21 protein-coding genes and 2 tRNA genes are annotated in these 21516 nt (G+C 65.0%); 3 read left to right on the top strand and 20 right to left on the bottom strand.

The genetic code is table 11. From position 1 onward, the window contains the following. Window positions 1-5 precede the first annotated feature (5 nt). Both VCS63_RS08740 and VCS63_RS08735 read right to left on the bottom strand, forming a co-directional pair. The gene (locus VCS63_RS08740; RefSeq protein ID WP_063642136.1) at window positions 6-1004 is read right to left on the bottom strand and encodes an NAD(P)H-quinone oxidoreductase; all 999 of its coding nucleotides are present in this window, start codon (window positions 1002-1004) and stop codon (window positions 6-8) included. Between the two features lie 90 nt (window positions 1005-1094). Then, on the bottom strand, window positions 1095-2216 hold the full coding sequence (locus VCS63_RS08735) for an ABC transporter ATP-binding protein (RefSeq protein ID WP_042796665.1): 1122 nt from the start codon (window positions 2214-2216) through the stop codon (window positions 1095-1097). A gap of 408 nt (window positions 2217-2624) precedes the next feature. On the opposite strand from VCS63_RS08735, the gene VCS63_RS08730 reads away from it, so the two are divergent. Next, window positions 2625-3875: a flavin-containing monooxygenase gene (locus VCS63_RS08730; RefSeq protein WP_042796664.1), complete on the top strand. Its 1251-nt coding sequence runs from the start codon at window positions 2625-2627 to the stop codon at window positions 3873-3875. A 203-nt stretch (window positions 3876-4078) separates the two neighbouring features. Here VCS63_RS08730 and VCS63_RS08725 read toward each other — a convergent pair whose 3' ends face one another. The 13 genes from VCS63_RS08725 to VCS63_RS08665 all read right to left on the bottom strand — a co-directional run bounded on the left by VCS63_RS08725 (window position 4079) and on the right by VCS63_RS08665 (window position 16030). After that, on the bottom strand, window positions 4079-4348 hold the full coding sequence (locus VCS63_RS08725; RefSeq protein WP_042796663.1) for a hypothetical protein: 270 nt from the start codon (window positions 4346-4348) through the stop codon (window positions 4079-4081). Between the two features lie 55 nt (window positions 4349-4403). Further along, window positions 4404-4790, bottom strand: coding sequence for an Hsp20/alpha crystallin family protein (locus VCS63_RS08720; RefSeq protein WP_042797589.1), 387 nt, complete (start codon window positions 4788-4790; stop codon window positions 4404-4406). A 34-nt stretch (window positions 4791-4824) separates the two neighbouring features. Then, window positions 4825-5268 (bottom strand): Hsp20/alpha crystallin family protein, encoded by a 444-nt coding sequence (locus VCS63_RS08715; RefSeq protein WP_149065089.1) that lies wholly within the window; start codon window positions 5266-5268, stop codon window positions 4825-4827. Window positions 5269-5578: 310 nt separating this feature from the next. Next, window positions 5579-5663, bottom strand: a tRNA-Leu gene (locus VCS63_RS08710). Window positions 5664-5829: 166 nt separating this feature from the next. Then, on the bottom strand, window positions 5830-6819 hold the full coding sequence (locus tag VCS63_RS08705; protein WP_042796662.1) for a Bug family tripartite tricarboxylate transporter substrate binding protein: 990 nt from the start codon (window positions 6817-6819) through the stop codon (window positions 5830-5832). Between the two features lie 98 nt (window positions 6820-6917). Continuing rightward, complete coding sequence (locus VCS63_RS08700; protein WP_112966547.1) at window positions 6918-8093, bottom strand: alpha-hydroxy acid oxidase; 1176 nt, start codon at window positions 8091-8093, stop codon at window positions 6918-6920. Further along, complete coding sequence (locus VCS63_RS08695; protein WP_323879335.1) at window positions 8090-9487, bottom strand: VOC family protein; 1398 nt, start codon at window positions 9485-9487, stop codon at window positions 8090-8092. Before VCS63_RS08695 ends, VCS63_RS08700 begins: the two co-directional genes overlap by 4 nt. An 81-nt stretch (window positions 9488-9568) precedes the next feature. Continuing rightward, window positions 9569-10510 (bottom strand): LysR substrate-binding domain-containing protein, encoded by a 942-nt coding sequence (locus tag VCS63_RS08690; RefSeq protein ID WP_042796660.1) that lies wholly within the window; start codon window positions 10508-10510, stop codon window positions 9569-9571. 171 nt (window positions 10511-10681) lie between these two features. Then, window positions 10682-12937 (bottom strand): phosphocholine-specific phospholipase C, encoded by a 2256-nt coding sequence (locus VCS63_RS08685; protein ID WP_164793346.1) that lies wholly within the window; start codon window positions 12935-12937, stop codon window positions 10682-10684. Between the two features lie 37 nt (window positions 12938-12974). Next, the gene (locus tag VCS63_RS08680) at window positions 12975-13145 is read right to left on the bottom strand and encodes a hypothetical protein (protein ID WP_165609263.1); all 171 of its coding nucleotides are present in this window, start codon (window positions 13143-13145) and stop codon (window positions 12975-12977) included. A gap of 85 nt (window positions 13146-13230) precedes the next feature. Then, on the bottom strand, window positions 13231-14223 hold the full coding sequence (gene phnE / locus VCS63_RS08675; RefSeq protein WP_323879333.1) for a phosphonate ABC transporter, permease protein PhnE: 993 nt from the start codon (window positions 14221-14223) through the stop codon (window positions 13231-13233). An 11-nt stretch (window positions 14224-14234) separates the two neighbouring features. Then, a complete protein-coding gene (locus tag VCS63_RS08670) occupies window positions 14235-15071 on the bottom strand; it encodes a phosphonate ABC transporter ATP-binding protein (RefSeq protein WP_323879330.1) in 837 nt (278 codons plus the stop codon). 23 nt (window positions 15072-15094) lie between these two features. Continuing rightward, the gene (locus VCS63_RS08665; RefSeq protein ID WP_063642141.1) at window positions 15095-16030 is read right to left on the bottom strand and encodes a phosphate/phosphite/phosphonate ABC transporter substrate-binding protein; all 936 of its coding nucleotides are present in this window, start codon (window positions 16028-16030) and stop codon (window positions 15095-15097) included. Window positions 16031-16259: 229 nt separating this feature from the next. On the opposite strand from VCS63_RS08665, the gene VCS63_RS08660 reads away from it, so the two are divergent. Then, on the top strand, window positions 16260-17099 hold the full coding sequence (locus VCS63_RS08660) for an HAD-IIA family hydrolase (protein ID WP_323879326.1): 840 nt from the start codon (window positions 16260-16262) through the stop codon (window positions 17097-17099). Here VCS63_RS08660 and VCS63_RS08655 read toward each other — a convergent pair. The 4 genes from VCS63_RS08655 to VCS63_RS08640 form a co-directional block, all read right to left on the bottom strand. After that, entirely contained in the window at window positions 17093-17995 is a 903-nt protein-coding gene (locus VCS63_RS08655) for a MurR/RpiR family transcriptional regulator (protein WP_232033759.1), read from the bottom strand. The two genes, VCS63_RS08660 and VCS63_RS08655, sit on opposite strands and share 7 nt — an antisense overlap. 160 nt (window positions 17996-18155) lie before the next feature. Continuing rightward, window positions 18156-18632 carry a preprotein translocase subunit SecG gene (gene secG / locus VCS63_RS08650; protein ID WP_042796655.1) on the bottom strand — a complete coding sequence of 159 codons (477 nt, stop codon included), beginning with the start codon at window positions 18630-18632 and terminating at the stop codon, window positions 18156-18158. Between the two features lie 21 nt (window positions 18633-18653). Then, window positions 18654-19400 carry a triose-phosphate isomerase gene (tpiA, locus tag VCS63_RS08645; RefSeq protein WP_042796654.1) on the bottom strand — a complete coding sequence of 249 codons (747 nt, stop codon included), beginning with the start codon at window positions 19398-19400 and terminating at the stop codon, window positions 18654-18656. A gap of 140 nt (window positions 19401-19540) precedes the next feature. After that, window positions 19541-20518: an NAD(P)H-quinone oxidoreductase gene (locus tag VCS63_RS08640; protein WP_042796653.1), complete on the bottom strand. Its 978-nt coding sequence runs from the start codon at window positions 20516-20518 to the stop codon at window positions 19541-19543. A gap of 116 nt (window positions 20519-20634) precedes the next feature. Between VCS63_RS08640 and VCS63_RS08635 the strand changes: the two genes are divergently transcribed. Continuing rightward, window positions 20635-20722 (top strand) — tRNA-Ser (locus tag VCS63_RS08635). Between the two features lie 145 nt (window positions 20723-20867). Here the strand turns inward: VCS63_RS08635 and VCS63_RS08630 are convergent. Next, window positions 20868-21482: a DUF4202 domain-containing protein gene (locus tag VCS63_RS08630; protein WP_323879322.1), complete on the bottom strand. Its 615-nt coding sequence runs from the start codon at window positions 21480-21482 to the stop codon at window positions 20868-20870. Between the last annotated feature and the right edge of the window lie 34 nt (window positions 21483-21516).

Raw genomic sequence — 21516 nt, 5'->3', positions numbered from 1 at the left:
CGAGCTCAGGGTTTGAGGACCAGCTTGCCGAACACCTTGCCGCTTTCCAGCAGTTGATGCGCGCGGACGGCGTCGGCCAGAGGCAGGCTCTGCGCCATTTTGGGCCGGATGCGACCAGCGGCGACCAGGGGCAGCACATGGCGCCTGAGCGCGGCGGCCATGCGGGCCTTCTCGGCATCGGTCTGCGGACGCATGGTCGACGAATGCAGGCTCAGCTGCTTCTGCATCAGGGTCAGCAACTCGACATTGACGGCCGAACCCTGCAGGAAGGAAAGGCTGACGTGGCGCCCGCCGAAAGCCAGCGCCTGCAGATTGCGCCGCACATAATCGCCGCCGACGATATCCAGCACCACGTCCACGCCGCGGCCCTCGGTCTGGGCCTCGCAGGCCTGCACGAAATCCGTGTCATGAAAGCAGATCACCTCCGCCGCGCCGAGTCCGCGCAGGGCGTCACTGCGGTCACGTTCGCCATCCGTCACGATCACCCTCGCCCCCGCCGCATGCGCCATCTGGATCGCCAGGGTGCCTATGCCGCCGCCTCCGCCATGGATCAGCACGGTCTCGCCCATACGCAGGCGGCCCAGCTCGAACAGGTTGTGCCATACCGTGTACAGACCTTCCGGCAACGCGCTCGCCTCGGCGTCGTCCAGGCCCGCGGGCACGGCCAGGGAATGATCCACGCGCGCCACGCACCACGGCGCGTAGCCGCCACCCGCCAGCAGGCTCATGAAGCGCTGCCCGACCAGGGACTCCGGCACGCCGGGCCCGCAGGCTGCCACCTCGCCGCAAGCCTCCAGCCCGAGCACGTCGGTCACGCCCGGCGCCGGCTTGCTCAGGCCCTGGCGCTGCATGATGTCGGGCCGGTTGATGCCGGCAGACAGAACACGCAACAGCACCTCGCCGGGACCCGGCGCCGGAACCGGCCGGGTGGCCAGCGTCAACACCGTGGCATCGCCAGGCTCGCGGGCAATGATGGCTTGCATCTCAACGGGAATCTGATTCATGGACTTGTGTCTCGCGGAAAAATGGATGCAGCGCGGCTGCGCAGGCGCGGCCGCTGCGTAGGATGGAAAGGCGCGCGGGGAGCCGGTCTGTCAGGACGACGCGTTGAACACGCTGACCCCATGGCCAGGCAGGGCAAGTCCCGCCACGGCGCCCACCGGCCATTCATGAATGCAGTTCAGGTCGGCGGTGCGCACCATCACGTGCTGACGCCCCTCCACGGGAATATGCACCTCCAGGTACAGATCCACGTGATCGCCCTGGAATACGTGGTTGACCACCGTGCCGCTCAACACCGACCCGCTATGCAGGGTTTCCAGCTTGATGTGTTCGGGCCGCACATAAAGATCCAGCCGGTGTCCCTCGTGCGAGCCGCCCACCAGGCGGTGGCGGGGAATGTGCGTCAGTCCCGCACCCAAGCGCAGTTGGATGGTCTCCGCGCTGGAACCGTGATAATGCGCTGGCAAGATATTGACGTCGCCCAGGAACGAGGCCACGAACGGGTCCTGCGGATTGCGATACAACTCGTCGGGTGCTGCGACCTGCCGGATCACTCCCTGGTTCATCACTGCAATACGGTCCGACATGCTGAGCGCCTCGCCCTGGTCATGCGTGACGAAAATCGTCGTCACTCCCAGCTTGCGCTGGATGTCACGGATCTCTACCTGCATGGCGCCGCGCAGCCCCTTGTCCAGCGCGGAAAACGGCTCGTCGAGCAGCAGCACCTTGGGACGGATCACCAGCGCCCGCGCCAGCGCCACCCGCTGCTGCTGGCCGCCCGACAGCTCGCGCGGCTTGCGCTCGCCCAGGCCATTCAGCTTCACCAGGGCCATGGCTTCGGCCACCCGCCGCTCGATCTCGGCAGTCGGCACGCGCCGCATCCGCAGGCCATAAGCGATATTGCGCGCCACCGTCATGTGTGGGAACAGCGCGTAGTTCTGGAACACGATGCCGATCTGGCGCTGGTACGGCGGCAAGGCCGTGACCGGGGTGCCGTCGATGAAAATCTCGCCTTCGTCCGCGTCGGCAAAGCCCGCGATCAGGTTCAGCAAGGTGGTCTTGCCGCAGCCGGATGGACCCAGCAGCGTCAGGAACTCCCCGCTTTCGATCTTCAGGGAAACTTTCTGGAGCACCGCGTGATCGCGGTATCTCTTGACGACTCCCTCCAGGCTGAGCGCGCTGGAAGTGTCGGAGGAAAAGGGGCGATTCGGCATGGCTGCTGCACTCACAGAGTTCAACTTCCCGGTTCGAGAAATTCCGGGAAAAACAGGCGATGGCCGCATGGCACGCAAGGAAGCGTCGTCAGCGTTGGGGTGGATTCAAGAATACGGCAAAGCCTTTTTTCAAGTGCATTGCCGATGCTGATGGGGGCCATCGGAAAAAAGAAATCGCGCTATGCCGGATGCCGCGTCGCCCCCTGCCCGCGCAAACCTGCCCCTTTGCTTTTTCCTAAGTCAGCCGTCCGAAAAACGAAGTTATCAACTCAGGCCTTCGGGGTCACACTGCGTGCCTATCGTTCTGCGCGCCGTTTGACCATCGCGCGGTTCGCCGGCCTTCCGTTTCTTGATCTTCGTGTCAGCCTCGAGACGCACCAGGGTCTCGGTATTCTTTAGGATGTTCAAATGTCAATTGAAAAAACCAATACGCTGGTGATCGGCGCCGGTCAGGCCGGCATCGCAATGAGCGAACACCTCGGCGCCATGGGCATTGCGCACATCGTGCTCGAACGCAAGCGGATCGCCGAACGCTGGCGCTCCGAACGCTGGGACTCGCTGGTCGCCAACGGCCCCGCCTGGCACGACCGCTTTCCCGGCCTGAAATTCGATGACGTCGGGCCCGATGTCTTTCCGCCCAAGGAGCGCATGGCCCAGTACTTCGAAGACTATGCCAAAATGCTCAAGGCGCCGGTGCGCACCGGCGTCGAAGTCCTGCGCGTCCAGCGCAATGACAAGCGTCCAGGCTTCACCGTCACCACCTCCGCAGGCACCATCGAAGCCCAGCACGTCGTCGCCGCGACCGGCCCCTTCCAGATACCCACCTATCCGAAGATCGTGCCGCAGGACGCGGGCATCCAGCAACTTCATTCCTCGGCCTACAAGAACCCGGGGCAGTTGGCCGATGGCGCGGTGCTCGTCGTCGGCGCGGGCGCATCCGGCTCGCAGATTGCCGAAGAACTCCGCCAGGCAGGCCGCACCGTCTACCTGTCGGTGGGCGAACACTACCGCCCTCCCCGGTCCTACCGCGAGCGCGACTACTGCTGGTGGCTGGGCGCCCTGGGCATGTGGGATGAAGTCAAGAAAAAACCCAAGCGCGAACACGTCGCCTTCGCCGTAAGCGGGTACGAAAACGGCAAAACCGTGGACTTCCGGCGCCTGGCGCGAGACGGCATCCAGCTCGTGGGCATCACCACCTCCTATGAAAACGGCGTGCTGCATTTTGCCGACAACCTCGGTCGCGACGTTGCCCAGGGCGACGCCGACTACTTCGAGGTCCTGCGCGAAGCCGACGCCTACATCGAGCAGAACGGCCTGGACCTTCCACCCGAGCCCGATGCCTGGAAACTGCTGCCCGATCCGGAATGCCTCACCTACCCGATCCTCAGCCTGAACCTGGCCGAGGCCGGCATCAAGACCATACTGTGGGCCACGGGCTTCAAGGTCGACTTCAGCTGGATCGACGTCGACACCTTCGACGAGAATGGCTACCCCATCCACAAGCGCGGCATCTCGGCCGAAAAAGGCATTTACTTCCTCGGTCTACCCAACCTCACCAATCGCAGTTCCTCATTCATCTGGGGGGTTTGGCACGACGCCCGCTACATCGCGGACCATATCGGCATCCATCTCGACTACCTGGCGTACCGGAAGGAATGATGACGGCGGCGTCTGGCCTGTTTCGGGGCCAGACGCGGAAAAACCCGCAACTCGATCGAGGATGCGGGTCTTTACTGGCGTCTGCCCGATTCTATTTCCCCGGATGCCGCAAACCGCGCCGCATATCGAACCCATAGTCCTGCCCGTCATTGCCGAGGACCGTGCGTACCGTCCACCTGGACAGCGCGCGTAGTTTTCGGCGATTACGTTGTAGCAACGCAGTGACTGATCTGGCCCGAATCGATCAACAGCTTTAAATACGCCGTGCCTTCCGAAATGGCACGCGTCGGCGTATCGCGAGGCGTGAGCGGGCAGGGAATACACCAATCCAGAAGCACCAACGTCGAATAGGCGACCTGAACCAGCGGAAGAAACCCTTCGGGCAAATTGCCGAACTGTTCCAGGCAGCGTAACGGCACGGCTCGGACGGCCAGGCGAAATCCCTTATGCTCCGTAAGGACGAGTTCGTTCATAGAGCGTCTCCGGCCTGCCGCAGCGGGCTAGCGCCGCTGCGGCGGGCTTATTGAATCACAGCACCGTCACCGGGATTCTGCGCGGCTGCGCCTCGCGAACCCGTGGCACCCGCAGCGTCAGGATGCCTTGTTTCAGGCTGGCGCTGATCGCATCCTTGTCGAACTCCGGCCCCAACCTGAAGGAACGGCGAAATAGCGGTTCCCGCAGTTCGCCATGGATTAGCCGGACATCGCTGGGGACCTGCACCGACGCCTCTCCCTCTATGACCAGCATCTCCGATTCCACTTTGACGTTCAGCCGTTCCTTCGTGACGCCGGGAAGGTCCGCAATAACGGTGACTCCCGTCGCATCCTCAAAAATATCGACTGCCGGCAGTGTGGCGGGACGTTGCTCTTTGGAGCGACCGTCCTGTTCGACAACGAGTTTGTTGCGCTCATTCATGATCATCTCTCCTTGATGCTTCCCTACGCGGGTGTCACTGAATAGCGATAAGCCGCGGTTTCGACGACTCCTTCTTCTTGATGGATATCATCAAGCAGCCATCGACGTAGCGCGCCTCGACGTTGTCCGAATCGATGTCGCCGGGCAACTCGATCACGCGCGTGAAATCGCCCTGGGCACGTTCCCGAGCGTAGTAGCGCCCCCCCTCGGGCAGAGCCTGCGCTTTGCGCGAGCCGCCGATCGTGAGCAGCCCCTTCTCCATGGATACTTTCAAAGTCTCGGGCTCAATGCCGGGGACGAAGCAGACGACCACGGCAGCATCATCCGAAACCCCAATATTGACTGGCGGGAAGCGTCCGCTTGGCAATGATCGCAGTGTGGCTGGCGATGCTGCATTACCAAGCACGCGCTCCATCTGCTCCTGGATTGCGTCAAAAAGAGACCCGACACCGCTGTCGCTGAAAGGGTAGTTCGCCATAATTTCCTCCCAAGAAAGTCCTTGAAGGATCGAGACCCTGCCCGGTCGCCAAGAGCGACCAGCAACTCGATCGCCTCAGTACCGGTATATGAATTCACGGCGCGGATTCAAGACCCTGCATTTTTGATTTGAAAAATGGCTCGGCGGCGCGCAATAGGTTTTTTCATAACGCCCGCTCCGAAGGGGCGCTGGCCCGGAATGTCGAAGACCGGGCAGGGTGCGCTGCGCAAAACGCAGGCAATAAAAAACCCGCGATCTCATGGAGAAAGCGGGTTCTTTACACGCCCAGGAACAACCTGGGACAAATTCTTGGTGCCGACGGCGAGACTCGAACTCGCACAGCTTTCGCCACTACCCCCTCAAGATAGCGTGTCTACCAATTTCACCACGTCGGCTAAATCAAGCCAGAAAAGCGTGCTTTCCTGGAAAGTCGAACATTCTATCACGCAATTTAAAAATCAGGGGACTTCGGAGCACTTTGTCGTTCCAACGCCACCCATCCGTCCCCCGCAGGCATGCAGACAGGGGAGCGGGCCGCGGGCAGCCCTTTCCCCCAGCCTCTCAGTTGATCTGCAGGTTGGTCGCCTTGACGACTTCTCCCCACTTGCGGGTTTCGCTTTCCATAAAGGCCTTGAACGCTTGCGGCGTGTTGGGCGGCGGGGGCATCAGGAAGCCGTTGGTCTGGTAGCTGGCGGCCAGGGCGGCGTCGGAGGTCAGGGCCTTGTTGATCGCGGCGTTGACCTTCTGGACGATTTCCGGCGGGGTGCCGGCCGGCGCAAACAGGCCGAACCAGGCCGCCACGTCGAAGCCTTCCACGCCGGATTCCGCGATGGTGGGGATTTCCGGAGCGAACGGCACGCGCGTACCGGTGGTGACGGCCAGGCCGGTCAGCTTGCCCGCGCGCACGTGCGGCAGCAGCGGCGGCAGGTTGTCGAAAATGGAATCCACCTGGCCGCCCAGCAGGTCCGCCACGGCCGGACCGCTACCGCGATACGGCACATGCAGGATATCAATGCCGGTCTTCATCTTGAAGAGCTCGCAGCCCAAGTGCGCGGACGAACCGTTGCCGGGCGAGGCGCAGGTGAGCTTGCCGGGGTTCTTCTTGGCGTAGGCGATGTATTCCTGCACCGACTTGACCGGCACGCTGGCATTGACGGCCAGGATGTTGGGCACCACGTTGAGCAAGGCGACGGCGTCCAGGTCCTTGAGCGCGTCGTACGACATCTTGGAATAGAGCGACTGGTTGATCGCGGTGGAGATCGACCCCACGAAAAGGGTGTAACCGTCGGCAGGCGAACGAGCGACGGACTCTGCGCCGATGTTGCTGTTGGCGCCGGGCTTGTTCTCGACCACGAAGGTCTGGCCGAACTCCTTGCCCAGCACGTCGGCGATCATCCGTGCGCTGATGTCGGTGGTGCCGCCTGGGGCATAGCCCACGACCAGGCGCACCGGCTTGGTCGGATAGGCGCCGGCCTGAGCCTGCGCCGGCCCGCTGGCGATGCAGGCAAGCACCGCTGCCGCGCCGGCCAGTTTGGTATAGATCTTCTTCATGTTTCCTCCTGTCGAAAACGGATGGGTGGGCATGGGGATGCCCACCTTTTTTTGTTGTTGTGCGGGCAGTCTTGCCCAGGGCGGCGACGCCGCCCGCCTCAGGCCGCGCCTGCAGGTCGCAAGGGCGCGATCAAGTCCGGCGTGAGGTCGGCCAGCGTGGCGCAGCCCAACAGCGCCATGTTGGTCGAGATCTCGCTGCGGAATATCTCCGTGACCTTGCGGATGCCGGCGCTGCCGCCCACGGCCGCGCCGAAGAGCTGCGGCCGGCCTGTGAAGACCATGCGCGCGCCCAGGGCCACCGCCTTGAGCACATCGGATCCCCGGCGAAAGCCCCCGTCCACCATGACCGGAAAGCCCGGCGGCACGGCGGCCACCACATCGGGCAACGCCTGCAGGGGTGAAATGCAGCCATCAAGCTGCCGTCCGCCGTGGTTCGACACGATCACGCCGTCGGCGCCCGCCGCGCAGGCCAGCCGCGCATCGTCGGGATGCATCACGCCCTTGAGCACCAGCTTGCCCGGCCAGTTCTCCCGGATCCAGCGGATGTGCTCCCACGAGAGCTTGTCGCGCTCGCCGCGAAAGCCGTTGGGCGGGTCCTGGGTGATGGGCGGGCCGATCTCTTCGTACAGGTTCGAGAACCTGGGGATGCCGCTGCCCAGCAGCGTGCGCAGGAAGACGTTGAAGCTCCAGCGGGGGTGACGCATGCCGTCCAGCATCACGCTGGGGCTGAGTTTGAAGGGTACGGTGAACGACAGCTTCTGCAGGTTCTCGCGATTGGCGCCCACACAGGTGTCTATGGTCACCACCAGCACTGGAATCTCGGCCTTGCGCAGCCGCGCCATCAGCCGGGAAATGCGCTCGATATTGCCCGGCAGATAGGCTTGATACCAGCAACGCTTGCCCGTGGCCTGCTGCAAGCGCTCCAACGGCACACTGGAGGCGCCGCTGATGATGAAGGGAATGGCCGCCTGCTGGGCTACCTGCGCCAGCGCCAGGTCGCATTCATGCATGACGATGGCCGAAAAGCCTGTGGGCGCAAAACCCACGGGCATGGCGTAGGCTTGGCCGTACAGCTCGACCTGGCTGCTGCGCTGGTCGACCACGCGCAAGCCGCGCGGCCGGAAACCGACGTCGCCCAGGGCGCGCACGCTCTCGGCCAGCGAAGCGCCGTCTTCGGTGCCGCCGCAGACGTAGCCTTCGACGCAGCGCGGCATGATGCGCCGCGCCTCGCGCTCGAAGTCGCGCACGGACAGGCAACGGTCCAGACGGCTCATGCGGCCACCGGCGAGCCGGCCTGCGCGGCCAGCCCCTGCATGCACGCCGCCAGCGAACGGTCCTGCGTGTCCTGATAGAGCGCCAGCTCGTCCTGCACCGAAGCGCCCAGCGCCTGCTCGAAGGCCGCCTGGCTGGCATTCAGCGCGTACTCGGCCTGGGCCTTGTCGCCCAGGTTCGACTGGAAGATTCCGGCGGCGCTGACGGGCAGGAAATCCTCATACACGAGAGGTTCAAAGCGGATGTAGCCCTCGGCGATCAGCGCCTGCGCGCTGGCTTCGGGGTCGGCCCCTTCCTTGCCGGTGAGGAAGTAGCGGAAATAGGCCAGCCCCTCGGCGTGCAGCTGTTCATAGTCGTCCGGGAATGCGGCAAAACAGTCCTGCAGGTTCTGCATGTAGGCCGCGGCATTGCCTTCGTTGGGCGCGCCGCTGATGCGGCTGCGGGCCAGATCCAGCAACTGGTCGTACAGCGCCCTGCCCTTGCGGGTCAAAGCCACGCCACGCTGCTCGATCTCGCCGAAACGCGCTGTGTGGCTGCCGACCGCGGACTGGCCGTCGGCGCCGGTGAAGCGGACCGCTTCCTCCAGCGCCTTGAAGCTGGTCTGGCGCAACAGGATCGGGCACTTGCGCGGCGGCGGGCCTTCGATCACGGCCTTGGCGGACACGCCGCGGCGCGGCATCTCGGCCTGGGCTTCGTCGATGTCCAGGGTGCGCGGCGTCAGATGGTTGATGTGCGGGCCCTTGAAGGCCACCACGTCGGCGATCAGGCGATGCTGGCCATGCAGTTCCTGGTAGTCGTCCAGGCTGACGGTCGCCTCGCTGTGCCAGCGGAACGTGTGCAGCGCCTCTGCCACGAATTCGCGGGCATCGGTCTCAATCAGGCCGCCCTGCGTCTCGTGGCGGGCCGCGAGCTCCAGCGCGCGCTCGGTAAAGATCCGACGCGCGGCCAGGATGCGGGCGGCTTTCTCGCGCAAGGCCTCGTCATCGATCAGTTCCAGCCGCAGCAGCGAAGTGAAAACCCGGAATGGGCTGGCCTGCAGCGAGGCTTCGTGAGTGGCGCGAAAGGCGGTGGAGTGCACCGGCACGCCAGCGGGCGACAGGTCGTAGTAACCCACCGGCTGCATGCCCATCACGGCGAACACGCGCCGCATGTTGGAGAGCTCCTGCGCGGTGCCGACGCGGATCGCGCCGTGGCGCTCGATGTCCAGGCGCTCGATCTCGCCCGTGCGCGCCAATTGCGCGGCCAGTTCAGGCTGTGCTGCCAGGGTCTGGGCATTGACCTGGGCGACCAGGTCCAGCAGCGTGTCGTACAGCGGCACTTCCGACTTGTACATGTCGGACATGGCGCGGGAGAACCAGGCGCGGATCTGATCCGGATTGACGAAATTCTGACTCATGGCGGGCTCGGCACATCGGTAAACAAGGATGGCCCGCATGAAATCATGCGCAGCGCCCGCGATCAAATGAAAAAAATCGGCTTAATCAGTCCGTTTTTTCATGGACCGCACCCGCTGGGCGTCGCGCTCCCGCTTGCGCGCGGCCTCGTCCTCCACCCACGCCACGAACTGCTTGATCTTGGGCACTTCGGCCGAGTGCTCGGAATACGCGACGAAATACGCGCCGTCGCTGGGCTGCACATAGTCCCAGGGAATAACCAGTTTGCCGGCCTGCAATTCCTCTTCGGCCAGCAGGCGCGGCGTCAGGGCCACCCCGCAACCGCCTTCGGCCGCGCGCACGCACATGTAGAAAGTGTCGAAGCGAGGGCCGTGATAACTGCGGTCCGACTGGAATTGCTGGTGCGAGAAGTAATCGTGCCAGGCCTCCGGGCGCGAGGCGCACTGGATCAGGGCCTGCGCGCTCAGGGCCTCGAGGCTGTCCACCTTGTCCCCCGGCAGGAATCCCGGCGCGCATACGGGCACCACCTCGGCCTCGAACAATTCCCGGCATTGGGCCCCGGGCAGGGTGCCGTGGCCGAAGAAAAAGGAAATGTCGATCTTGGCCTGCATCAGGTCGAAAGGCCGGGTTTCGCTGCGCACCTTGACCTGGACGTCAGGGTGCGCGGCCATGAATCCTTGCAGGCGGGGGATCAGCCAGCGCGCGCCGAAAGTGGGCTGAGTGCCTATGGTGAGCACCTGGGTTTCACTGCCGTAGGTCAGGATGTACCGAGAGGACATGTCCACCTGGTTCAGGATGGCCCGGACCTCGGACTGATACAAGGCCCCCGCCGGCGTCAGCTGCAGGCGCCGCCGCACGCGCAAGAACAGCGGATTGCGCAGCAGCGCCTCCAGTTGGGCGATCTGCTTGCTGATCGCGCTCTGGGTCATGTGCAGTTCCTCGGCGGCGCGCGTGAAGCTCATGTGCCGCGCCACCGCCTCGAAACATTGCAGCGCCATCATCGATGGCATCAAACGCTTTTCCATGGGGCCGATCCGGGTATGCCTGTGCTGGCGGCGGGCTGCAACGCTTGGCAGCCCGCCGCGCAAGCGGCATTATCGCAGGCCCCGCCTTACCACTGGTATCCGACCCGTTTGTTGTTCTGGGCCGGCCGGGCACGCACCCCGATGCGCGCCCGGCCGCTTATGCCTGGACGGTCACAGATGCAGCGCCATGGCCGGGTCGCTGACGCCGGGACGCCCGTTCTCCATGCGTCCGGCGAAACGGCGCTCGAAGCCTTCGGCGGTCACGGAGAAGTCGTACCAATTGCCGCTTTCCTTGATGGACCAATGGTGTTCGGCCACCGCGCCCGGCTCGACCGCCAGCGTCCAGGGGCCGTCCGTGCGGTAGGCGTTGGACTGCAACGTTGCCTGCAGGCGGGCCGTGCCACGGTTGGAAACCTTCACGTACAACGCACTGCCGGCGGGTTCGTAGCAGACCTGCACTTCCAGGGCCGTGCCGCGCTGCGTGTTGCCAGCGAAGGTCCGGACGAAGCCGTTGCTGCTGTAGACCCACAGGTCGTAGTCGCCGCCGGTCCAGGTATCGGACAACGTCTTGCCCGCTTCAACGGTGTAGCGTCGCGGAATCAGGTCCAGGTTGCGCTTGTCGTAGACGTGGAACACGGCGCCCGCTTCGCCCGTGTTGCTGAACAGCAGCTCCACGGCGCCGTCCTGCCCCAGCCGGGCGCTGGTGTGCAGTTCATAGGGCAGCGCGCGGGACAGCCGCGTGCCGGTCTCCTGGTACAGCGGCTGCGGGATGGCGGGCGCCTGGGTCACCGCCGTGGTCGGCAGGAGCTTCTGGGCCGCGTTGATCGCGGGATAGTTGCTCGTGTCAGGCAGCTTGGGAACGCTCGGGTCATTCGGGTTGGCGAAATCGAAGCAGGTGGTCAGGTCGCCGCAGACTGCGCGGCTCCACGGACTGATGGCGTCCACCTGAATGCCGAAGCGCTGCTCCAGGAACCGGCCTACCGAGGTGTGGTCGAACACTTGCGAATTGACCCAGCCTCCCTTGCTCCACGGCGACACCACGTACATCGGCACGCGCGAACTCAGGCCCCACGGGCGGATGTTGCCGGTGATGCTGTCCTCGGCCTTCAGGTAATTGCCGACCGAAGCATCGAAGTACTCGCCCTCCAGCGGCACGGTGGACTTGCCCATCAGCACGCCGTTGGCGTCAAAGGATGGCACGGCGGGCATCGCCGCATGGTCGAAGAAGCCGTCGTTCTCGTCGAAAGTCACGAACAGCGCAGTCTTGCTCCAGACGTCGGGATTGGAGGTCAGCGCATCCAGCACGTCGGCAATGAAGTCGGCCGCGCCGGCCACGCCTTCGCTGCTGCCCGGGTGCTCGGCCAGCGCCTGCGTCGGCAACACCCACGACACCTCCGGCAAAGTGCCATTGGCCACGTCCTGCTTCAGCTGGGCCAGGAAATTCACGGCGCCGTCGTTCTTTTCAGGGCCGCCCGTCAGGCCGTGCTCATAGAGGGGAGAACCGGGCTGCGCGGTGCGGAAACTCTGGAAGGCCAGGCAGCCGTGCATGGCGCCCGTCCAGTTGTTGTTCATGTTCTGGTAGATGTGCCAGCTGACACCCGCACGCTGCAACAGATCGGGCAAGGTGTCCCACTTGAAGGCGCTGTTCTTGTACTTGTAGTTGTAGGCGCCGGTCACCGGGTCGATCTGGCCAGAGCCGTCCACCTCCTGCGCGCGGCCCGCCACCCAGTTGGAGGGGCTGGGCCAGCAGCGCGAGTTGACGGGCTCGGAGTCGGTGTCCGTGCAATTGACGCCCAGCTTGCGCAGTTCGGGATTGGCGTTGGCGCCCGACCAGAACACGATGCGGTTCGGGTCGGTGCCGGTCAGGATGGAACAGTGATAGCCATCGCAGACAGTGAAAGCGTCGGCCAGCGCGAACTGGAACGGAATGTCCTCGCGCATGAAAAAGCCCATGGTTGCCTGGTTCTTGAACTGGATCCACTGGTCCATCTTTCCCTGGTTCCAGGCTGCCTGCTGGTCGGGAAAATTGTGCGGCGTGCCCGATCCGATCAGCGCGTTGCTGGTTCGGGAATCGCGGCGGAAGGGCTGGATATCCTGGCCACCCTTGGGGTCGGGCTGGAAGAACACCGACTTGCCCGTGGCCAACGGAATCGGAAAACGGTCGCCGAAGCCACGCACGCCGCGCATGGTGCCGAAATAGTGGTCGAACGAGCGGTTCTCCTGCATCAGGATCACGATGTGCTTGATGTCCTTGATCGTGCCGCTGTCGACCGCTGCGGGAATCGCCAGCGCGCGCTGGATCGAGGCGGGCAGCAACGCCATCGCCGAGAGGGCGCCAGCCGCCTGGGCCGATGCGCGGAAGAACTGGCGGCGGCCCGGCAAGGACGGGGACGCGCTGGCGGAATGCGAGATAGGGGTCTTGGTCATGGGGCTACTCATGCGTTGGGTTGGGCGGAACGACTGTTCAAGGCGCGCAGCGCAGCTGCGGTTGAGGCGGCTGCGGTTCGGGCTGTTCGGTCTCGGGCGGCGAGGCCGTGTCGTCATCCGAGTCGTCGTCGCCGCCGCAGGCGGCAAGGGTCAGGCTCAGGGCGATGGCCGCAACAAGGGCGCGGCCCAGTGCAAAGTACGGGGTCATGAAAACTCCTGGTCAGGGAACGTTGCCGGGTCGGTCCGGCAGGAAACCTATCGAGGCGCGACGGCCGGCGGGCCGCCGCGCCGGCTCAGCTCAAGCGGCGCCGCAAGCGCGCGGCAACCTGGTCCAGCAAGAACACAGTGATGAAGATCACGACGAGAATGGTCCCGACGTGGGCGTACTGGTACATGTCATAGCGGCCCTTCAATTCCTGCCCGATGCCGCCCGCCCCCACCAGGCCGACAACCGTGGCCATGCGCACGTTTCGGTCCAGGATGTAGAGCGTGTAGCCGGTGAACTTCGGCAGGACCTGCGGCAGCACGGCGTAGGCCAGCACGCGCGGCCTGCTGGCGCCGATTGCGGCCAGCGCCTCTTGCGGCTTGGTGTCGGCTGTCTCGATATCCTCGGCGTAGAACTTGCCCAGGAATCCCATCGAATGAATGGCCAGCGCCAGCACCCCGGCAATCGGGCCAAAGCCGTAGGCCAGCACCAGGAACAGCGCGCATATCAGTTCCGGCATGGCGCGGAACATGCTGACCAGCGCCCGCGCCGCCACGTAAAGCAGCCGGTTGGGTGCGTAGTTGCGCGCGCTGCAATAGGCCAGCGGCAGGCTGCCCAACACGGCCAGGAGCGTCGCCCAGATCGCGATCTCGAACGTCTCGACCATCTTGACCGCCACCCGCCACAAATAACCCAACGGTTCCACCAGGTAGGTCTGCGTGGATACCTCGTTTTCCATTTTCAGCGTGTGCGGATTCAGCCGGCTTTCGGTCATCTGCACCGTTTCCACACGCGACAGCCAGGGCAGCTTCTCGGGATTGAAGCCTTCGATGCGGGAGGTCTCCGTGCGATACGAAACCTGTAGCGGGAACAAGTTGTCGGCCAGGGCGCCCAGGCCAGAGGTGACCTGGGACTGCTTCTTCAATCCGACCGCAGCCAGCGCGCCGTCCAGGGTCAACGCCGCCATGCGGCCCATCTCCACCCGCTGGCCGGTGTAGAGGAACAACATCAGCGCCGCAATCACAATCAACAATGTCCGGGCGCCGTAGGGCGGATCCAGGCGCCATGCAGTGTTTTCCACGTGAGAGTTCATTAGGCGCCTCCCGCGGACAAAGCCACCGGCCGTATCGTTGGCGCGGTGCGGGGGCCGGCAGCGCCAGGGCTCGCCAATCCGGGCGACACGTCGGCGATTTCCGCCCGCGCGGCCTGATACAGCGCGCGGGCGGTGGCCTCATCGAACTGGCTGGCCGGTCCGTCGAACACCATGACGCCGTGGCGCAAGGCAACGATGCGGTCCGCGAACTCCCGCGCCAGGTCGACTTGATGCAGGCTGCATAGCACCGTCGCGCCGCGTTCGCGCGCCTGATTGCGCAGCAGTTCCAGAATGTCGCGGCTGATGCGCGGGTCCAGACTGGCCACGGGTTCGTCGGCCAGCAACAAGGCGGGGGCCAACATAAAAGCGCGGGCGATGCCCACACGCTGTTGCTGGCCGCCGGACAATTCGCTGACGCGGCGTTGCAGATGTTCGGGCTGCAGGCCCACCTCTCGCACCAACTGGCAGGCGCGCTCGCGCAGCTCTGCCGGAAAGCGCATCAGATAAGCGCGCCATGCGGGCAGGCCGGGCAGCGCGCCCGACAGCACGTTGGTCGCCACCGTGGCCCGCGACACCAGGTTGAAGTGCTGATGCACCATGCCGATCCTGGGCCGCAGGGCTGCCAGCGTCGATGCCTGGACCTGCCTGCCATCGACCCACACTTCCCCTTGGGTCGGCGTAGTCAGCCCGTTGGCCATGCGCAGCAGCGTCGATTTGCCGGCGCCCGAGGCGCCCAGGATCACGCAGAACTGGCCGCGCGGCACCCGTAGCGAAACCGAATCCAGGGCGGCAGTCCCATCGGCGTAGCGCATGCCCACGGATTGGTAGCGCAGCATGTCCATTTCCATTGCGCCGGCGTTCACCGCTGTGCCGCCTTCTGCAGGATCTCGCCCTTGATCTCGTCGGTCAGCAGAGCCATCTTCGACGCGGGACCAGCGAACTGCGCCTCGGAAAACTCGGTATCGAAGCGGTCGAGCTTGGCGCCGCCATAGCCGCGCACCATGTCGGGAGTCACGCCAGGCGCCTGGTGCACCGTGGAGAATGCCTGCTTGAGCGTGGCCTTCAGCGACTCCGGCAGCTTGGTGTTCATCGCCAGCGGCGGGTACGGAATGGGCTCGCTCTTGAAAATCACCTTCACCGACTTCGGATCCACCGCGCCCTGGCGCACGGCCTTGTCGAAGGAATCGAACGACAACGCAGCCGCGTCGACCTGGCCTTGCACCAGCGCGGCGAGGCTACTGGCATGGCTGCCGGTCAGTTGCAATGCCGCCAGGTCCTTGGCCGGGTCCATGCCGTCCTTGATCATGGACGCCACCTGGAAGGTGAAGCTGGAGGCCGAGTTCACGTCGCCGAATGCGGCACGCTTGCCCTTCAGGTCGGCAAGCGTATTGATCGGCGAATCCGCCTTGGCGAACATCGCGGCGTAGTAAGCGGATTCGCCCTTCTGCACGCCCACGGCCAGCAATTGCGCGCATTGACGTTCATGCGCCTGCACATAAGAGACCGGGCCAAGGAATGCGACCTCGGCCAGCTGATTGCACATGCCTTCCACTACGGCGCCGTAGGACTGGCCCACCGTCAACTGGAAATGCAGGCCCGTGCTGCGTGTGATGGCGTTGAAGATCGGAGCGTAGTCGGCCTTGGTGCCCGACTCGGTGCCGCCATCCGCGGGAATGAGCAGTACCCGCAGCGGGCGCTGTTGCGAGCCGTCGGCCAGGGATTGGGCTTGCGCGAGAGGCGCGGAGGCGAGCAGGGAAAGCAGCGCCAGAGCGGGCGCGCAAGTACGGATTTTCATTTGATTGGTCCTGGTCTTGGGGAAGTTGCCATCGGGGCGCAAGAAGCGCGGCCCTGATTCCGGAACGCAGATTAGTCACCGCACATGACAGGCAAATGAAAATTTCTCAAATCAAAAAAATGATTTTTTGAATTTTGTTCAGATAGAATCACAGCCGCCGGGGATGCCCGAATCGTCGCGACGCCCCATCCCTCAACCCGCACGCGTTTCGACGCCCACTCGCCGATCCATGACTCGCATTGCCAGCACTTCCCTCTCTTCCTCGCCGCAAACCTCAAGCGCGCAACCGCCCTGGACCGCCTGCTCGCGCGGCCTGATCCTGGATCTGGACGGAACCTTGATACGCGGACATGAGGTGATACCCGGCGCCAGCGAACTACTGACCCGCTGGGCGGGGCGCTACGTCATCGTGTCCAACAACTCCACCGATACGGCGGCGGGCCTGGCGCCGCGCCTGCGCACAATGGGATTGCCGGTACAGGCCGAAGCACTGGTCCTGGCCGGTGAACAGGCCTTGCGCCATATCGCCCGCCAGCATCCGCGCGCCGGGCTGATGCTCTGCGCCTCGGAGGCGCTGCAGGCCTGCGCCGCCGGCCTGGGCTTGAAGCTGGTGTCCCGCAACGCGGACATCGTGCTGCTGGCGCGCGATCTTGCCTTTTGCTATGGCACCTTGCAGACCCTGGCGCGAGAGCTTGCGCAAGGCGCGGCGTTGATGGTCAGCAATGGCGACCTCACCCACCCCGGCCCGCAAGGGGCTGTCGTCCCCGAGACGGGCGCGCTGCTGCAGGCGGTGCTGGCGTGCGCGCCCGGCGCGCGCCCGCGCATACTGGGCAAGCCCGGCGCCATGCTGCTGGAGGAAGGCCTGCGCCGGCTGGGCCTGACGCCGGCCGACGCGACGGTCATCGGCGACAACGTGCGCACCGATGCGCTGGGCGCGGTACGCCTGGGCATCGGCTATCTGCTGGTCGGTAATGCGCCCCACGCGGATGCGCCGGACGTGGCCGCGCTGCTGGACAGCGCATGCGCGCGCCGGCATGAACTGCCGGCGGGCATCGAGGGCGATCAGTAGCGCTTGTTCGACAGCACGTCGAAGGTGCTGCGCAGCGTGGAGACGGCCTTGTCGTAATCCGACAGGGCCAGGCAGGCGATCAGGGTGTCGATGATGGCAAGCTGCGCCAGCCGGCTGGTCATCGCCTCGGTGCGGAAGCGCGTCTCGCGCGACATGGTGTGCAGCACCACGTCCGCATGTTCCTGGATGGGTGACTTGCCGAAATTGGTGATGCAGATCGTGCGCGCGCCGGCTTCTTTCGCCAGCCGCGTTGCCAACACGGTTTCATGCGTGCTGCCCGAATGCGAGATGGTCAGCACCGCAACGTCCGGCCCGGTCAACGAAGCGCTGATGGCCTGCACGTGGGAATCGGTAACGGCGGTGGCATGCAGCCCGATGCGCAGCATGCGGTAGTGCGCGTCGTGCGCGATCACGGCCGAGCTGCCGATACCGTAGATTTCCACGCGGCGGGCGCTGCGGATCAGATCCACCGCCGCCGATAACGCGGCCACGTCCAGCACCGATTCAGTTTCCTGCAGTGTCTGGATATTGCTGTGGAATATCTTGCTGACCACCTGCGCGGGCGAATCCTGGGCAGCGAGGTCTTCGTGGATGTACTGCACCGGCTGCACGATCTGCTGGGCCAACGCGATTTTCAGTTGCTGAAAACCCGTGGCGCCCAGCAGCTTGCAGAAACCCACCACGCTGCCTTCGCTGCACTGGGTACGTTCCGCCACCTCGCTGACCGACATGTGCACCACCTCGGCCGGGTGGCGTATGACGAATTCTCCGATGCGCTGCGAGGCCGCTCCCATCGAGGGCAACAAGCTCTGGATGCGCGACAGCATGGCCTGCGGCGAGCCCCGCTGCGGATCGGCGGCTGACGGCGTGCGGGAAGAGCGTTTGGATGTGGCCATGGCGGGATAGAAAAACGGAAACCGGATGCGAAGGCAACGATACCCTACCCGCATCCGGCGTGGCGACCGCGCATGCTACCGACCGCGGATGACAGCATGTCCTGGCGGGCCGCGCCCATGAAAAAGGCCGGCATGTGCCGGCCTTTCCGTTTGCTGTGGCTTACTTCGCAGGCGTCGCGGGCGCTTCCGTCGGCTTGTCGCCTGCGGCCGGAGCTGCCGGGGCAGCCGGTACCGAGGGCACCGAGGCGTCAGGCTTGGCCGGCGCGGCGGGGACCGAAGAGGCGCCAGGAACCGACGATGCGCCGGCGGGGGCAGGCGCGGCGCCCGGCACTTGCGGAACCGAGCGGTCAGCCGGGTAGCTCTGCATCACGCCGGAATCCACGGCGGGGCCGCTGGTGCCCTTGTGGCTGACATAAGCCAGGCCGGCGGTGGAGGCAAAGAAGACCACGGCGGCCCACTTGGTCGCGCGCGACAGGAAGTTCGCCGCGCCGGTGGCGCCGAAAAGGCTGCCGGCGGAGCCGCTGCCGAAAGCGGACCCCATGTCGGCGCCTTTGCCCTGCTGCAGCAGGACCAGGACGATGATAGCCAGCGCCGAGATCACTTGGACGGCCAGCAGGATTTTGAGCATCAAGGGCATTACAGACTCCGGAACGGAAACTTAGATGGCGGCGATTCGCAAAAATTCTTCGGCCACGAGCGACGCGCCGCCGACCAGGGCCCCGTCGATATCAGTCATGGCGAACAAACTGGCGGCGTTGGCAGCTTTGACGCTGCCGCCGTACAACACTTGCACCTGCGCGGCGCCCAGCGCGCGCAGAGCGGCGCGGATCGCGCCATGGACTTCCTGCGCCTGCTCGGGGCTGGCGCTGCGGCCGGTACCGATGGCCCAGACGGGCTCGTAAGCCAGGACCATGCGCGAAACCGCCTCGGCGCCCAGCGCCAGCACGGGCTTCAACTGGCGTTCGATCACGGCCAGGGTGTTACCGGCATCGCGGTCGGCCAGGGATTCGCCAACGCAGACGACCGGCGTCAGGCCGGCAGCCAGCGCGGCCTGGGCCTTGGCAGCCACGGCTTCGTCGGTTTCACCGTGGAGCACGCGGCGCTCGGAGTGGCCAGCCAGGGCCCAGCGGCAGCCGAATTCCTTCAGCATGGCACCGGAGACTTCCCCGGTGTAGGCGCCTTTTTCATGGGCGCTGACGTCTTGCGCGCCCCAGGACACGCTGCTGCCGGTCAGGGCCGAAGCCGCTTGCGCGAGATAGGGAAACGGCACGCAGACGCCGATTTCGCAGTGGCTAGCAGCATCCGCGGCGCGCAGCTCCGTCAGCAACGCGGCGTTCTCGGCCAGGTTGCCGTGCATCTTCCAGTTGCCCAGCACGAGGCGGGCGCGGTTTTCGACTGAAGTCATGGCGAGGTATCTGTATCGGTTGGACTGGGCGAGCCAAGGGCTGCGTAGCAACCGCCCACGGGCCTGCCTGGAAAAAATTCCAGGCGAAACCCGTGATTGTATCCTGTTGCGGGACGCTACGCCGAGCGTCCCCCCATTTCTTACATGGTCAGGATGATTTTGCCTATGTTTTCACCGCTTTCCATCATGGCATGGGCGCGCGAGGCCTCGGCCAGCGGGAAGGTGGCGTGCACAATGGGCTTGATGGCCCCTTTTTCCAGCAGGGGCCAGGCGTGCTCGCGCAGGGCGCGCGCGATCGCGCCCTTGAAGGCCACCGGACGGGGACGCAGGGTCGAGCCGGTGATGGTCAGGCGGCGGCGCATGACCTGGGCGGTGTCCACATTGGCGTGCGCGCCGCCCAGTTGGGCGATGATCACGATGCGGCCGTCATCGGCCAGGCATTGCATATCACGGGCGATATAGTCGCCGGCCACCATGTCCAGGATCACGTCCACGCCGCGTCCGCCGGTGGCGTCCAGCACTTCCTTCACGAAATCCTGGGTCTTGTAGTTGATGCCGCGATCCGCGCCCAGCGCTTCCACGGCGCGGGCCCGGTCGTCGCTGCCAACCGTGGCGTAGACCTTGTGACCCATGGCGCGGGCCAGCTGGATCGCCGTGGTGCCGATGCCGCTGGCGCCGCCGTGCACCAGCAGCGCCTCGCCTTCGGACAGGCGGCCGCGGTCGAACACGTTGCTCCAGACGGTGAAGTAGGTTTCCGGCAGGCCTGCGGCCTCGATGTCGGACAGGCCCTTGGGAATGGGCAAGCATTGCGCGGCGGGCGCGACGCAGTATTCCGCGTAGCCGCCGCCCGCCACCAGGGCGCAGACCTTGTCGCCCAGGGCAAAGCCGCTGCCCGCCAGGTCGCCGCCGACGATTTCGCCCGCCACTTCCAGGCCCGGCAGGTCCGAGGCGCCGCGCGGCGGCGCGTAATTGCCTTTGCGCTGGAACACGTCGGGACGGTTGACGCCCGCGGCGCTCACTTTGATCAGGACTTCACCCGCGCCGGTTTCCGGCGTGGGGCGTTCCACGGGGACCAGGACCTCCGGGCCACCGGGGCGAGAGATTTCTACGGCGTGCATCGCGTGCCTCCTTTGCAGCAAATGGATTATTATTGCGCCCTTTACGGCGTATCGTGTTCCCGGCCAGGTAGATTGTTTGCCTGATGGGCGGATCACCGGAAATATACGCAATACCAGGAAGCGTGGCAGAGTGGTCGATTGCACCGGTCTTGAAAACCGGCAACGGGCAACCGTTCGTGAGTTCGAATCTCACCGCTTCCGCCAGAACATCCGATGCCAGCTGCGCATCGCCGCCCCGGAAGGTGTATGTGTCCCAAAGGCTGCCGTAAGCATGCAGCCGCGGCAGGAACATGTTCACCCCGAGGTGTGCACCCCGAGGAAGGCGAAGCTCGTCACAAGCTCCCCTTCCTTACCCACCCGCCAGCGCCGTTTTCAAATAACCCCGCCCCCGTTCGCTGAGCGGCAGCGTTGCGGCAATCTGTCTGCCGGCGTCATCCATCTTGTTCCAAGTCTTCTGCAACACCGCCACCACCTTGTCCGGATAGCGGTCGCAGAACTCCTCGTACTGGTGCTCAAGAAATACCAGGCACAGCGCGTTTTCCATGCATTGGACGTCGGGATCGTGCTTGATGCCCTGCTTGCGCACAATCTTCAATACCGCTTGTATGGTTTCCGCGTCATGGCCCGCCTGCGCGAGCAAGCGTTGCGCAATGGCGGCGTGATGCTCCTTGAGCGTGTTGCGCCATTGCAGATAGCCTGCCCTGCCGGCCGGACAGGCATCGCGCGGCACCTCCCAGCGTCCGATATGTTGGCAACGAGCAGCCAGGCGCAAGGCAATACCGGCCTGCGGCGCCAGCTTCATCACCCAGCCATGCAGGAACTGCGCATGCAGCCATTCGCGCGGATGCGCCGCACCGTTCCAGTCAGCCAGGTTGGGATCCCGCCGGTTGTAGTCGTCGAAAAGTTGCAGGGCGCGCTGCAGCGGCGCGTCGTCCGCCTTCATCGGCGTGGGCGAAAAGTCCATGCGGCCTCCTGTTGCGTCATCGGTCAGAGCGCGG

The sequence above is a fragment of the Achromobacter sp. D10 genome (genome assembly GCF_035282245.1).
Taxonomy (GTDB): domain Bacteria; phylum Pseudomonadota; class Gammaproteobacteria; order Burkholderiales; family Burkholderiaceae_B; genus Achromobacter; species Achromobacter insolitus.
Note: the sequence above shows the minus strand (reverse complement) of the source record. Positions and strands in the feature narration are given on the sequence as shown.